Below are 12,602 nucleotides of genomic sequence, written 5' to 3' on the forward strand. Positions count from 1 at the left end.
ACGGAGAACTCCGGGCGGGCAGTCGGCGATGAAACAGGAAGTCTCACGGCGCGAGCCGTAAGAATCTCCCTCCTTCAGGAGGGAGAGCGTCAAGCGGAGTGCATACCCCGGACGCGGACGCCGCGGTACTCCGGACGCGTCCGGACACGCGAGTGGCGGGTGGGGCGGGGAGGCGGAACCGGGGCACGGCGACCTGGCGTCGCGGGGTCCACAACGCGCCGCGCGGATCACCCGTACGGGACCCCCGAATCCTGCCCGTGGAGTGGCGCGCGACACCTTTCATGGCGTTAACTTGCCGGAACCCCGGGAGACTTGGCCGCAATCCGGGACCCGGTCGGAACACCGGCACACGGACGTGCGAGGGGGAGTGCTTTGTTGCGAAGCGTGGGACAGGCGCGGGTGACGAGCAGCGGTGAGGACCCGAGGGTGACGGGGCTGCGTACGGCCGTCTCCCGACTCCGCAGGGAACTGGCGGGACACCCCGCGGAGTTCCCCGACCGGGGGATCGCCGAGGAAGAGTTGGCGGCCCTGGACGCCATGGCGATCAGTGGTGAGCCCGAGATTCCGCGACTGCGGCGTTCGCTGCTGCTGATCGCGGGGGCGATCGGATCGGTCAGCGCGCTGGCCGTCGCGCTCCGGGACGTACGCGTCGCCGTGGACCTCTTCGGCGAACCGCCGCGCGGCTGACCGCGCGAGCGCGCCGTCGACCGGGCGACGGAAGTCCGAGTCTTGCCGACCGACCGGGCTCCCGGCGCCGGCCCGTTCCGGGTCCTCCGACCACGGGCCGTTCCTGGCCCTCGACCACGGCCCGTTCCGGGTCCTGCGACCACGGCCCGTTCCCGGCCCCCGGTCACGGCCTTCTTCGTGCCTCGTCCGGGTTCAGCCCGCGGAACCCGTCCCGGCCACGGCGTCGGACAGATCCCTCGCGGCCTGCTGGAGGACCGGCACGATCCGCTCCGTCGCTGCCTCCGTCACCCGGCCCGCCGGGCCCGAGATCGAGAGGGCGGCGGCGGTGGGCGAGTCGGGGACGGGCACGGCCAGGCAACGCACCCCGATCTCCTGCTCGTTGTCATCCATCGCGTAACCGACCCGGCGGACCTGGTCCAGTGCCTCCAGGAAGACCTCCGGGGAGGTGATCGTCTTCTCGGTGGCGGCCGGCATTCCGGTACGGGCGAGCAGTGCCCGCACCTCCTCCGCGGGGGTGTGCGCCAGCAGCGCCTTGCCAACGCCCGTGGAGTGGGGGAGCACACGCCGGCCGACCTCGGTGAACATGCGCATCGAGTGCTTGGACGGCACCTGTGCCACGTACACGACCTCGTCGCCGTCGAGCATCGCCATGTTCGCGGTCTCGCCGGTCTCCTCGACCAGTCGGGCGAGATACGGGCGGGCCCAGGTGCCGAGCAGCCGGGACGCGGACTCGCCGAGCCGGATCAGCCGCGGGCCGAGCGCGTAGCGCCGGTTCGGCTGCTGGCGCACGTATCCGCAGATCACCAGCGTGCGGATCAGCCGGTGGATCGTGGGCAGCGGCAGTCCGCTGCTCGCGGAGAGCTCGCTCAGCCCGACCTCACCGCCGGCATCGGCCATCCGCTCCAGCAGATCGAAGGCGCGTTCGAGGGACTGCACGCCACCGCTGGAGGCGGAGGGCTTGGAGGCGGATGTGCTGGCGTCGGACGGCGGCACGTCAACGGTCCTAATTCGTGAGTAGTGATTCCACTGGGCCCGGGTGGGCCGGTGGACTTGCTGCCGGGTGGGGCCGGTTCTCGTCATGGTTTCCAGGCCTGGGGCGAGGGCGGCTGGTCCATCCGGGGTGGGTTTCGCGGTGGTCGCGTGGGCGCCGGGCTGACTCCTCTGTGGTCCCGGCCCGGTGAGGCCTCACGAAAGACCGGTGGCGCCCGGCGTTCTCGGGCCACCGCGAAACCCTGACCAGCCGGCCGGACGTTGATCGTCGTGGTGCGAGCCCGCCGCGGGGCGATCTCTGCTTCAGTCCCGAGCCTTCGAGCTCTGAGCGAGATGGAGACCCCCGCGGTCCGCTGGTGCCGCGAACGGCTTGTGAGATGGCGGACCGATCGAGTCCTGGAATTAGGTCGCCGCGTGGCCCGCACAGGCTCACCACCTGCGCAAACAGCAACAGAACGGAGAACAGCGTGACCGTGTTCTGCGGGATCGACTGGGCCGAGAGCCACCACGACGTGGCCCTGGTCGACGAGACAGGCGCTCTGCTGGCCAAACGTCGCATCAGCGACGACGTGCCCGGCTACCGGATCCTGCTGGACCTGCTCGCCGAGTACGGCGACACGCCCGAAACCCCGACACCCGTGGCCATCGAGACCGGCCGGGGCCTGCTCGTGGCAGCCCTGCGCACCGGCGAACGGCCCCTCTACGCGATCAACCCGCTGGCCGCCGCCCGCTACCGCGACCGGCACGGCGTCTCGCGCAAGAAATCCGACCCGGGCGACGCCCTGGTGCTGGCGAACATCCTGCGTACCGACATGCACGCCCACCGGCCGCTGCCCGCCGACACGAACCAGGCCCGCGCGATCGCGGTCCTCGCCCGGGCCCAGCAGGACGCGGTCTGGAACCGTCAGCAGTTGGTGAACCAGGTCCGCTCGTTGCTGCGCGAGTACTACCCGGCCGCCCTGGACGCCTTCCTCGGCAAGCACCACGGCCTGGCCCGCGCGGAGGCCCGCGCCGTCCTGGCAGCCGCCCCGACCCCGTCCAAGGCTGCCCGGCTGTCCCTGCCCCAGCTGCGGGCCGCACTCAAGCGGGCCGGCCGACAGCGAGGTGTCGATGCCGAGGCCGAGCGCCTGCGTGAGGTCCTGCGCGGCGACCACGCCCGCCAGCCCGCCGCCGTCGAGGACGCGATGGGATACCAACTCGGAGCGCTTATACGCCAGTTGGATGCGGCCTGCGTCGCGGCCGATGAGCTCGCCGAGGCGGTGGAGACCCACTTCCGCAAGCACCCGGACGCTGAGATCATCCTGAGCTTCCCCGGACTCGGGGTCCAGCTCGGCGCCCGGATACTCGCCGAGATCGGAGACGACCGCACCCGATTCGCCGACGCCCGCGCGCTCAAGTCCTACGCCGGCTCCGCGCCGATCACCCGCGCCTCCGGCAAGAAACGCCACGTCGGACGCCGGTTCATCAAGAACAACCGGCTCATCACGACGGGCTTCCTCTGGGCGTTCTCCGCCCTCAGAGCCTCGCCCGGCGCCGATGCCCACTACCGGCGAAGGCGCGAGCGCGGCGACTGGCACGCCCAGGCCCAGCGGCATCTGCTCAACCGCATGATCGGCCAGCTCTACCACTGCCTGCAGACCAGGCAGCTCTTCGACGAGGATCACGCCTTCACCTCCTCCTCAGCGGATCTGGCCGTCGCGGCTTGACTTGTTAGGCACGTGAGATGTCTTTCAGGACGGAAAAGCGGGTGCCTCGCCCGGGCGAGGCACCCCGCAGCCTACCGGGCGACCCCCGATCGGCCCACCGCTCCTCGTTGCGGCGTCCTGGCCGGTCAGAGCCCCTTTGCCCCGGTGTCGCAGGCACTGTGGGCGGGCATGCGGTGCTGCCGTCCGTGTCATGTCGCGTTCCGTTCATCGGTATCCATGTTCCGGCGGGCGAAAATGCCCAAGGGTGAGGTAAGCGGGGGAGATGGCTGATGTCGGGGTGGGGCGGGGCCTTGACGGGGGTCGGATCCCGCGTGAAGACTCCTTCAACAATTCGTTGAATCCTTCCCGTCAAGGGAGCGAGACCGGGAAGGAACCGGGCGGGACCGGACCGAAGCCGGGGCGGCACCGGGCCGGGGCGAGAAGTGAGGAGCACGGGTGTCCGGTGCGGACGTGACTGCGGACGTCAATCTGGTACTGCGCTCGACGCGTGTCGTGACCCCGGACGGGACGCGTCCCGCGTCGGTCGCCGTCGCCGGCGGGAGCATCGACGCCGTCCTGCCCCACGACGCCGAGGTGCCCGCCGGTGCCCGGCTGGAGGACTTCGGTGACGACGTCCTGCTGCCAGGTCTGGTCGACACCCACGTCCATGTGAACGATCCCGGCCGCACCGAGTGGGAGGGCTTTTACACCGCCACCCGTGCCGCGGCGGCGGGCGGCATCACCACCCTGGTCGACATGCCGCTCAACTCCCTCCCGCCGACCACCACCGTCGGGCATCTGCGCACCAAGCGGCGGGTCGCCGCTCCCGAGGTGCACGTCGACACCGGTTTCTGGGGCGGGGCGGTCCCGTCCAATGTGAAGGACCTGCGACCGCTGCACGAAGCCGGGGTGTTCGGGTTCAAGTGCTTCCTCTCACCCTCCGGCGTCGAGGAGTTCCCGGAACTCGACCAGGAGCAACTGGCCCACTCCCTGGCCGAGATCGCCGGTTTCGGCGGCCTGCTCATCGTGCATGCCGAGGACCCTCGCCACCTGGACGCCGCCCCGCGGCGCGGCGGACCCGCGTACGCCGACTTCCTGGCGTCGCGGCCCCGCGACGCCGAGAACGCCGCGATCGAGGCCCTTATCGCGTTGGCCCGACGGTTCGACGCCCGGGTCCACGTCCTCCACCTGTCCTGCGCCGACGCGCTTTTGATGATCGCCGCCGCCAGACGCGACGGGGTACGGGTCACCGTCGAGTCGTGCCCGCACTTCCTCACCCTCACGGCCGAGGAGGTCCCGGACGGCGCGACGGAGTTCAAGTGCTGCCCCCCGATCCGGGAAGCAGCCAACCAGGACGCGCTGTGGGCGGGGCTGGCCGACGGGACGATCGACTGCGTCGTGTCCGACCACTCCCCGTGCACCGCCGACCTCAAGACCCCGGACTTCGCCTCCGCGTGGGGCGGCATCTCCTCTCTCCAACTGGGTCTCCCCGTCATCTGGACCGAGGCCCGCAGGCGGGGCCACTCGCTCGACGACGTGGCCCGCTGGATGTCGGCCGCCCCCGCCGAACTGGCCGGGCTGACCCGCAAGGGCGCGATCGAGCCCGGCCGCGACGCCGATTTCGCGGTCATCGCCCCGGACGAGACCTTCACCGTCGACCCCGCCGAGCTGTTCCACCGCAACCAGGTAACGGCCTACGCGGGCAGGACCCTGCGCGGCGTCGTGCGGTCGACCTGGCTGCGCGGTGTACGGATCTCGGCGGCCGGTGCCTTCACCGAACCCACCGGCCGCCTCCTGGAAAGGAACGGCTGACCGCCTGACCGCCTGGCTGCCCGACTGCCCGAGCGTTCACCGGTCGGCGAAGTCCTTCGCCGTGCACGGTATTTCGGCCGGTTTTTTCGGGGCAGCGGATTCGAGTGGATCAGAACGGCCGCGGAGAAACGAAGCCGCCGTAGGGTGAACCGGTCGATCTCCAGTGATCGAACCGATCAGACCGGGAGGGGCGATCCCATGTCCGACGTCAGCAGCCATGTCGACCTCGATCTGCGTGAAGTCGAGGGCTTCACGGCGAACCCCTATCCGTCCTACGAGAAGCTGCGTGCCGCCGGCCCCGTTCATGCCGTCCGTACCGACGAGTTCGAGCGTGTCTGGCTCGTGGTCGGGTATGGCGAGGCCCGGGCGGCCCTCGCCGACCAGCGGTTCTCAAAGCAGTGGCAGGGGCGGATCGAATGGCCCGACGGCAACGACCCGATCTTCGCCAACATGCTGGAGATGGACGCCCCGCGCCACACCCGGCTGCGCAGGCTCGTCACCCGGGAGTTCACCGCACGCCGGGTCGAGGCGCTGCGCCCGCGCGTCCAGCAGATCACCGACGAACTCCTCGACGCGATGGTGCCCGCCGGGCGCGCCGATCTCGTGGACGCGCTCGCCTTCCCGCTGCCGATGACCGTCATCTGCGAGCTGATCGGTGTGCCGGACCTGGATCGCAACGCCTTCCGGCGGCTGTCGAACGCCATCGTGACCCCGACCACGCCCGATCAGGAGCGCGAAGCGGTCGCCGCCATGGGCGCCTACCTCGGCGAGCTGATCGAGGACAAGCGGCGCTCGCCCGGTGACGACCTGATGAGCGCACTCGTCAGGACCCGCGACGAGGAGGGCGACGCGCTGTCGCCCGAGGAACTCGTGGGCATGGCGTTCCTGTTGCTGGTCGCGGGGCATGAGACCACCGTCAACCTCATCTCGAACGGGGTACGGGCCCTGCTCGACCACCCCGGTCAACTCGCCGCTCTGCGCGCCGACTTCGATCTGATCGACGGCGCGGTCGAGGAGATGCTGCGGTACGACGGCCCGGTGGAGACCTCCACGTTCCGCTTCCCGCGCGAACCGGTCGAGATCGGGCGGCGGGTCATTCCGCAGGGGGAGCCGGTGCTGGTCTGCCTGGCGGGCGCCGACCGCGATCCCGCCCGCTATCCCGAGCCGGACCGTTTCGACATCCGCCGCGAGACCCAGGGGCATCTGGCCTTCGGTCACGGGACGCACTTCTGCCTGGGTGCGTCACTGGCCCGGATGGAGGGCCGGATCGCGATCCGTACGCTGCTGGAACGGTGCCCGGGCCTCGCGCTCGACGAGGAGGCGTGGCGGCCGGACTGGCTCCCGGGCATGCTGATCCGCGGGGTCCGGGCCCTGCCCGTCCGCTGGTGAGAGGGAGGAACTCGTGAGGGAACCCGTCAAGGAATTCGTCAAGGAACCCGCCATGACCGAACTCGATCTGAGCGCGGCGCGCAAGGTTCTCGAGAGCCAGCCGTTCAGCGGGCTCGTGGGGGCACGGATCACCGCCTTCGGAGCCGGAGCCGCCACACTCGAAGTGGACATGCGCCAGGAACTCCAGCAGCAGAACGGCTTTGTGCACGGCGGCGTCCTGGCCTACGCGGCCGACAACTCGATCACCTTCGCCGCCGGAACGACCCTCGGTCCGGCCGTACTGACCGGCGGCTTCTCCATCCAGTACATCCGGCCCGCCACCGGGCGCACACTGGTCGCCCGCGCGGAGGTCGTGCACACCGGGCGGCGGCAGGCCGTGGTCCGGTGCGATCTGTCCATGGTGGGGGAGGGCGGGGCGGAGACGCTCTGCGCGGTCGCGCAGGGCACGGTCCTCTCGGCCGCAGTACAGTGACTGACCGTCACATTCCGTGCATGCAGGTGGGTCGATGTCCCGGGGCAGTGGTTCACCCCGGGACGTCCATCCCGCTCCGGTCGGCCGTCCCGTCCGACATCTCCACGATCCCCACGGGGCGCCGTTCCCTGCGGGACACTTCGCACGCCTCCGCGATCAGCAGCGCGTGCCATGCCTCCCTGCCGTCGCACGGGTTGGGCAGTTCGCCCCGCACCAGCGTGACGAACGCGTCCAGTTCCGCCTCGTAGGCCGGGGCGAACCGTTCCAGGAAGCCCGGCCAGGGGTTCGGCGGCGCGGCGGGGCCCTGCGGCTCCGCCGACGTGACCGGTGTGCGGTCGTCCAGCCCGACCGTGATCTGCCCGGCCTCGCCCGCCAGTTCCATGCGGACGTCGTAGCCGGCGCCGTTGCAGCGCGTGGCCGTCGCCGTGGCCAGGGTGCCGTCGTCGAGGGTCAGTAGCACCGCCGCCGTGTCCACATCACCGGCCGCCCGGAACATCCCCGGCCCGGCATCCGACCCGACGGCGTACACCTCCGTCACCTCACGGCCCGTCACCCAACGCAGCATGTCGAAGTCGTGCACCAGACAGTCCCGGTACAGCCCGCCGGAGAGCGGCAGATACGCGGCGGGCGGCGGCGCCGGGTCCATGGTCATCGCCCGCACGGTGTGCAGCCGGCCCAGTGTCCCCGACCGCACCGCCTCGCGCGCCGCCGCGTACCCTGCGTCGAACCTGCGCATGAAGCCCATCTGGAGGACGCTCCCCGCCCGCTCCACCTCGCGCAGCGCGCTCAGCGTCGCCGGCAGGCCGAGCGCGATCGGCTTCTCGCAGAACGCGGGAAGCCCCGCCCGCGCGGCCCGCTTGATCAGCTCCGCGTGCGAGGAGGTGGCCGAGGCGATCACCACGGCGTCCACCCCGGCGCCGAACACCTCGTCCGCGCCGTCCACTCGCCTCGCGCCGAGGCGGTCCGCGACCCGCTCCGCGCGCGCCCTGTCCGTGTCGGTCACCACCAGGGTGTCCACCTGCGGATGGCGGGCCAGCACGCCCGCGTGGAAGGAGCCGATCCGGCCGGTGCCGATGAGTCCGATGCGCATGGACCCAACGTGCCGCCGGGCCGGGGAGCTGTCAACGATATGTCAGGACAACAGGACGACACGACGACAGAACGACGTAACCACAGAACGACGTGACTACCGGACGACATGACTACCGGAGGTTCTGACGGCGGCGTACCCTCCACGCGTGCCCAAACCCACCACCGACCCCGCCGCACTCGAACTCGGCGTGGACCGCGCGAGCCCGGTCCCCCTGTACTACCAACTGGCCCGGCAACTGGAAGCGGCTGTCGAGCAGGGCAGGCTCGCCCCCGGCAGTCTCCTCGGCAACGAGATCGACCTCGCCTCCCGGCTCGGCCTGTCCCGGCCCACCGTCCGCCAGGCCATCCAGTCGCTGGTCGACAAGGGGATCATGGTCCGCCGCCGGGGCGTCGGCACCCAGGTCGTGCACAGCAGGGTCCCGCGCCGGCTCGAGCCGAGCAGCCTGTACGACGACCTGGAGGCCGCGGGCGGGCACCCCACGACCCGTGTCCTGCGCAACACCGTCGAGCCCGCCGACCCCGGGGTCGCCGACATTCTCGGAGTCGCGGAGGGAAGCGACGTCCACCTCCTCGAGCGGATCCGGTACGCGGACGACGAGCCGCTGGCGCTCCTGCGCAACCACCTGCCCCCCGGAACCGTCGACCTGGACACCGCGCGGCTGGAGAGCACCGGCCTCTACCGGATGCTGCGCGCCGCGGGCATCGCCCTGCACAGCGCCCACCAGTCGATCGGTGCCCGGCCCGCCACCGCGGAGGAGGCCGCCGGGCTCTCCGAGACCGAGGGCGCCGCCCTGCTCACCATGGAGCGGACCGCCTTCGACGACACCGGGCGGGTGATCGAGTTCGGCTCCCACCTCTACCGGGCCTCGCGCTACTCCTTCGACTTCCAGTTGCTCGTGCGGTGACGGCTTGCTTGTACGGCGACGACTTGCTCGTGCGGTGACGACAGCTCGCGGCCGCTCGTACGGGACGGCGGCCCCCCGGCGGCCCGTAGGGCGACGACCGTCATGCCCGCAGACGCCACCCGCGGATGTCGCGCCGTCCCGTCCGCAGACGCCACCCGCGGATGTCCCGCCGCCCGCCCGGTAGCGCCCGGACGCCGTCGGCCGGATCACCGACGACCGTCACGCGGACCGTTGACGCCGGGGCGGCCCGGCGCTACAACTGCGGTCGGGGAGACCGGACACCCGTTCCTCGTGGCCCGTCCGACCGCCCCCCGGGAGCGCGTACCACAGCGGGAGAGAGCCCGTCGCCCACCGCTCACGAAGCCCCTCCGTACGACCCCCGACGCCCTTCCCGCTCCCCGCACAGCACACCCGCACCGACCCGTGTGCCCCGGCCCTGCCGGGCGGCCCCGTCGTCGGCTCGGGGATACTTGGCCAGCCGGGCCGGGGGCCAGACGCCTCCGGCCGACCACAGAGCACAGCGAGCAGCACAAGAAGGGCACGGCGTCGTGGCAAGGGTTCGGACAGGGGTACGTGCGATGGGCGCCGTGCTTGCGGCGGTGCTCGCGGCCTCCCTCGCGGGATGCAGCAGCACCGGTGGCAAGCGGGCGGAGGAGCGCGCGGCCCGGGCCGCCGCCGAGGGCCGCGCCGCGGTGGACACGCCCCGCTGGACCTTCGCCATGGTCACCCACTCCGGAGACGGCGACACCTTCTGGGACATCGTCCAGAGAGGCGCCGAGCAGGCGGCCGTCAAGGACAACATCAAGTTCCTGTACTCGCACCACGACGAGGCGCAGCAGCAGGCCCAGCTGGTCCAGGCCGCCATCGACCAGAAGGTCGACGGGCTGATCGTCACGCTCGCCAAGCCCGACGCGATGAAGGACGTCGTCGCCAAGGCCGCCAGGGCCGGGATCCCGGTGATCACGGTGAACTCGGGCTCCGCCGAGTCCAAGCGGTTCGGCGCCCTCGCCCACGTCGGCCAGGACGAGTCCATCGCGGGCGAGGCCGTCGGCGACGAGCTGAACGCGCGCGGCCGCAAGAAGGCCCTGTGCATCCTGCACGAGCAGGGCAACGTCGGCCACGAGCAGCGCTGTGCCGGGGCGAAGAAGACCTTCGACGGCCAGATGCAGAATCTGTATGTCGAGGGCACCAACATGCCCGACGTCCAGGCGTCCATCGAGGCGAAGCTCCAGGCCGACAAGAGCATCGACGCGGTCGTCACCCTCGGGGCGCCGTTCGCGGACGCCGCCGTCAAGGCGAAGAAGACCGCGGGCAGCACGGCCGAGATCGACACGTTCGACCTGAACGCCAAGGTCGCCACCGCCCTGCAGGACAAGACCCTCGGCTTCGCGGTCGACCAGCAGCCCTATCTCCAGGGGTACGAGGCCGTGGACCTGCTCTGGCTGTACCGCTACAACGGCGACGTGCTCGGCGGCGGGCGCCCGGTCCTCACCGGCCCGCAGATCATCACGGACAAGGACGCCGCCGCGCTCGCGCCGTACACGAAGCGGGGGACCCGATGAGCGTCGCCGCGGATCCGGCGGCCCCGGCGGGCCCCGACGAACGACTGCTGCGCACCTCCCCGCTGCGCAGGCTCCTCGGACGCCCCGAACTCGGCTCGATCGTCGGCGCCGCTGCCGTGTTCGTCTTCTTCTCGCTCGTCGCCGACAGCTTCCTGCGCGCCTCCAGCCTCGGCACGGTGCTGTACGCGGCCTCCACCATCGGGATCATGGCCGCCCCGGTGGCGCTGCTGATGATCGGCGGCGAGTTCGACCTGTCCGCCGGTGTGCTGGTCACCAGCTCCGCGCTGATCTCGTCGATGTTCAGCTACCAGATGACCGCCAACGTCTGGGTCGGCGTCCTCGTGTCGTTGCTGGTCACGCTCGCCATCGGCGCGTTCAACGGCTTCATGCTGACCCGTACGAAACTGCCGAGCTTCATCATCACGCTCGGCACGTTCCTGATGCTGACCGGCCTGAACCTCGGCTTCACCAAGCTGATCAGCGGAACCGTGTCGACGAAGACCATCGGCGACATGGAGGGCTTCGATTCGGCCCGCCGGGTCTTCGCCTCGCAGTGGACCATCGGCGGTGTCGAGTTCAAGGTCACGATCCTGTGGTGGGCGGTGCTCGTCGCGATCGCCACCTGGATCCTGCTGCGCACCCGCTTCGGGAACTGGATCTTCGCCGTCGGCGGCGAGGCCGACGCGGCCCGCGCCGTCGGCGTCCCGGTGATCCGCACCAAGATCGGGCTCTACCTCGGGGTCGCCTTCGCCGCCTGGGTCTCCGGGCAGCACCTGCTGTTCTCGTACGACGTGGTGCAGTCCGGCGAGGGCGTCGGCAACGAACTGATCTACATCATCGCCGCGGTCATCGGCGGCTGCCTGATCACCGGCGGCTACGGCTCCGCGATCGGTTCCGCCGTCGGCGCCGTCATCTTCGGCATGACGAGCAAGGGCATCGTGTACGCGGAGTGGAACCCGGACTGGTTCAAGTTCTTCCTCGGAGCCATGCTGCTCCTGGCCACCCTGCTCAACGCATGGGTACGCAAGCGCGCGGAGGCGACGAAATGACGGCCCCCTTGGCGCCGGCGGGCCGGGAGACGGCCCACCGGGCCCTCGTCGAGCTGGATCACGTCAGCAAGTTCTACGGCAACATCAAGGCGCTCACCGACGTCTCGCTGGAGGTCCGCGCGGGGGAGATCTCCTGCGTGCTCGGCGACAACGGCGCCGGCAAGTCCACCCTGATCAAGATCATCGCGGGGCTGCACCGGCACGACGCGGGCAGCTTCCTCATCGAGGGTGAACAGACCGTCCTCGTCAACCCGCGCGACGCCCTCGACCGCGGCATCGCCACCGTCTACCAGGACCTGGCCGTCGTCCCGCTCATGCCGGTCTGGCGGAACTTCTTCCTCGGCTCCGAGCCGACGACCGGCGTGGGCCCCTTCAAGCGCCTCGACGTACGGCTGATGCGCGAGACGACCCGTACCGCACTGCTGTGCATGGGCATCGACCTGCGCGACGTCGACCAGCCGATCGGTACCCTCTCCGGCGGCGAGCGGCAGTGCGTCGCCATCGCCCGCGCCGTCCACTTCGGCGCCAAGGTCCTCGTCCTGGACGAGCCGACCGCCGCGCTCGGCGTCAAGCAGTCCGGGGTCGTCCTCAAGTACGTCGCGGCCGCCCGTGACGCCGGTCTCGGCGTGGTCCTCATCACGCACAACCCGCACCACGCGTATCTCGTCGGCGACCGTTTCGTCCTGCTCAAGCGGGGCGCCATGGCCGGCAGCCACACCCGGGAGAGCGTCACGCTGGACGAACTGACCCGCCAAATGGCGGGCGGCAGCGAGCTGGAGGAGCTCAGCCACGAGCTGGAGCGGGCGACGGAGGCGGGCCCTCCGGACGGGCGGGACCGGCCGTAGGACCGCGCCCGAGGCGGCCGGCCCCGGGCGGGGGCGTCGTCCCGTCTCGGCCTAGGGGGGCCGGGCAGTGGCAGAATCGAGCGCGACGGGCGCAGTCCGCCGCCGGGAGCACCC

11 protein-coding genes are annotated in these 12,602 nt (G+C 71.1%); 9 read left to right on the forward strand and 2 right to left on the reverse strand.

Annotated elements, in window-relative coordinates; all coding sequences use genetic code 11:
* The first annotated feature begins 384 nt into the window (after window positions 1–384).
* Window positions 385–687: a DUF5955 family protein gene (locus tag ACGF2V_RS29045; protein WP_362628513.1), complete on the forward strand. Its 303-nt coding sequence runs from the start codon at window positions 385–387 to the stop codon at window positions 685–687.
* A gap of 192 nt (window positions 688–879) precedes the next feature.
* Here ACGF2V_RS29045 and ACGF2V_RS29050 read toward each other — a convergent pair whose 3' ends face one another.
* Window positions 880–1,680 carry an IclR family transcriptional regulator gene (locus ACGF2V_RS29050; protein ID WP_362710485.1) on the reverse strand — a complete coding sequence of 267 codons (801 nt, stop codon included), beginning with the start codon at window positions 1,678–1,680 and terminating at the stop codon, window positions 880–882.
* A 464-nt stretch (window positions 1,681–2,144) separates the two neighbouring features.
* Here ACGF2V_RS29050 and ACGF2V_RS29055 point away from each other — a divergent pair, with 464 nt between their 5' ends.
* The 4 genes from ACGF2V_RS29055 (at window position 2,145) to ACGF2V_RS29070 (ending at window position 7,035) form a co-directional block, all read left to right on the forward strand.
* Window positions 2,145–3,383 carry an IS110 family transposase gene (locus ACGF2V_RS29055; RefSeq protein WP_362710482.1) on the forward strand — a complete coding sequence of 413 codons (1,239 nt, stop codon included), beginning with the start codon at window positions 2,145–2,147 and terminating at the stop codon, window positions 3,381–3,383.
* A gap of 435 nt (window positions 3,384–3,818) precedes the next feature.
* Window positions 3,819–5,174: an allantoinase AllB gene (gene allB / locus ACGF2V_RS29060; RefSeq protein WP_362710479.1), complete on the forward strand. Its 1,356-nt coding sequence runs from the start codon at window positions 3,819–3,821 to the stop codon at window positions 5,172–5,174.
* Between the two features lie 198 nt (window positions 5,175–5,372).
* A complete protein-coding gene (locus ACGF2V_RS29065; RefSeq protein WP_362710476.1) occupies window positions 5,373–6,563 on the forward strand; it encodes a cytochrome P450 in 1,191 nt (396 codons plus the stop codon).
* Between the two features lie 52 nt (window positions 6,564–6,615).
* Entirely contained in the window at window positions 6,616–7,035 is a 420-nt protein-coding gene (locus ACGF2V_RS29070; protein WP_362628590.1) for a PaaI family thioesterase, read from the forward strand.
* Between the two features lie 52 nt (window positions 7,036–7,087).
* Here the strand turns inward: ACGF2V_RS29070 and ACGF2V_RS29075 are convergent, their stop codons facing one another.
* A complete protein-coding gene (locus ACGF2V_RS29075) occupies window positions 7,088–8,125 on the reverse strand; it encodes a Gfo/Idh/MocA family oxidoreductase (RefSeq protein WP_362628523.1) in 1,038 nt (345 codons plus the stop codon).
* A 148-nt stretch (window positions 8,126–8,273) separates the two neighbouring features.
* On the opposite strand from ACGF2V_RS29075, the gene ACGF2V_RS29080 reads away from it, so the two are divergent.
* From ACGF2V_RS29080 to ACGF2V_RS29095, 4 genes are all read left to right on the forward strand, one after another.
* Window positions 8,274–9,032 (forward strand): GntR family transcriptional regulator, encoded by a 759-nt coding sequence (locus ACGF2V_RS29080; RefSeq protein ID WP_362710473.1) that lies wholly within the window; start codon window positions 8,274–8,276, stop codon window positions 9,030–9,032.
* 578 nt (window positions 9,033–9,610) lie between these two features.
* Window positions 9,611–10,594: a sugar ABC transporter substrate-binding protein gene (locus ACGF2V_RS29085; protein WP_362628528.1), complete on the forward strand. Its 984-nt coding sequence runs from the start codon at window positions 9,611–9,613 to the stop codon at window positions 10,592–10,594.
* Window positions 10,591–11,643 (forward strand): ABC transporter permease, encoded by a 1,053-nt coding sequence (locus tag ACGF2V_RS29090; RefSeq protein ID WP_362628531.1) that lies wholly within the window; start codon window positions 10,591–10,593, stop codon window positions 11,641–11,643. Before ACGF2V_RS29085 ends, ACGF2V_RS29090 begins: the two co-directional genes overlap by 4 nt.
* Window positions 11,640–12,488 (forward strand): ATP-binding cassette domain-containing protein, encoded by an 849-nt coding sequence (locus ACGF2V_RS29095; RefSeq protein ID WP_362710470.1) that lies wholly within the window; start codon window positions 11,640–11,642, stop codon window positions 12,486–12,488. The genes ACGF2V_RS29090 and ACGF2V_RS29095 overlap by 4 nt, the downstream gene beginning before the upstream one ends.
* Window positions 12,489–12,602: the final 114 nt, after the last annotated feature.

Source organism: Streptomyces sp. NPDC047982 (assembly GCF_043204165.1).
Lineage (GTDB): Bacteria > Actinomycetota > Actinomycetes > Streptomycetales > Streptomycetaceae > Streptomyces.

Excerpts from the sequence above, each read along its gene's own strand:
- ACGF2V_RS29065 (WP_362710476.1), top strand. The coding sequence starts at position 5,373 with ATGTCCGACGTCAGCAGCCATGTCGACCTCGATCTGCGTGAAGTCGAG.
- ACGF2V_RS29070 (WP_362628590.1), top strand. The coding sequence starts at position 6,616 with ATGACCGAACTCGATCTGAGCGCGGCGCGCAAGGTTCTCGAGAGCCAG.
- ACGF2V_RS29075 (WP_362628523.1), bottom strand. The coding sequence starts at position 8,125 with ATGCGCATCGGACTCATCGGCACCGGCCGGATCGGCTCCTTCCACGCG.
- ACGF2V_RS29085 (WP_362628528.1), top strand. The coding sequence starts at position 9,611 with ATGGGCGCCGTGCTTGCGGCGGTGCTCGCGGCCTCCCTCGCGGGATGC.
- ACGF2V_RS29090 (WP_362628531.1), top strand. The coding sequence starts at position 10,591 with ATGAGCGTCGCCGCGGATCCGGCGGCCCCGGCGGGCCCCGACGAACGA.
- ACGF2V_RS29095 (WP_362710470.1), top strand. The coding sequence starts at position 11,640 with ATGACGGCCCCCTTGGCGCCGGCGGGCCGGGAGACGGCCCACCGGGCC.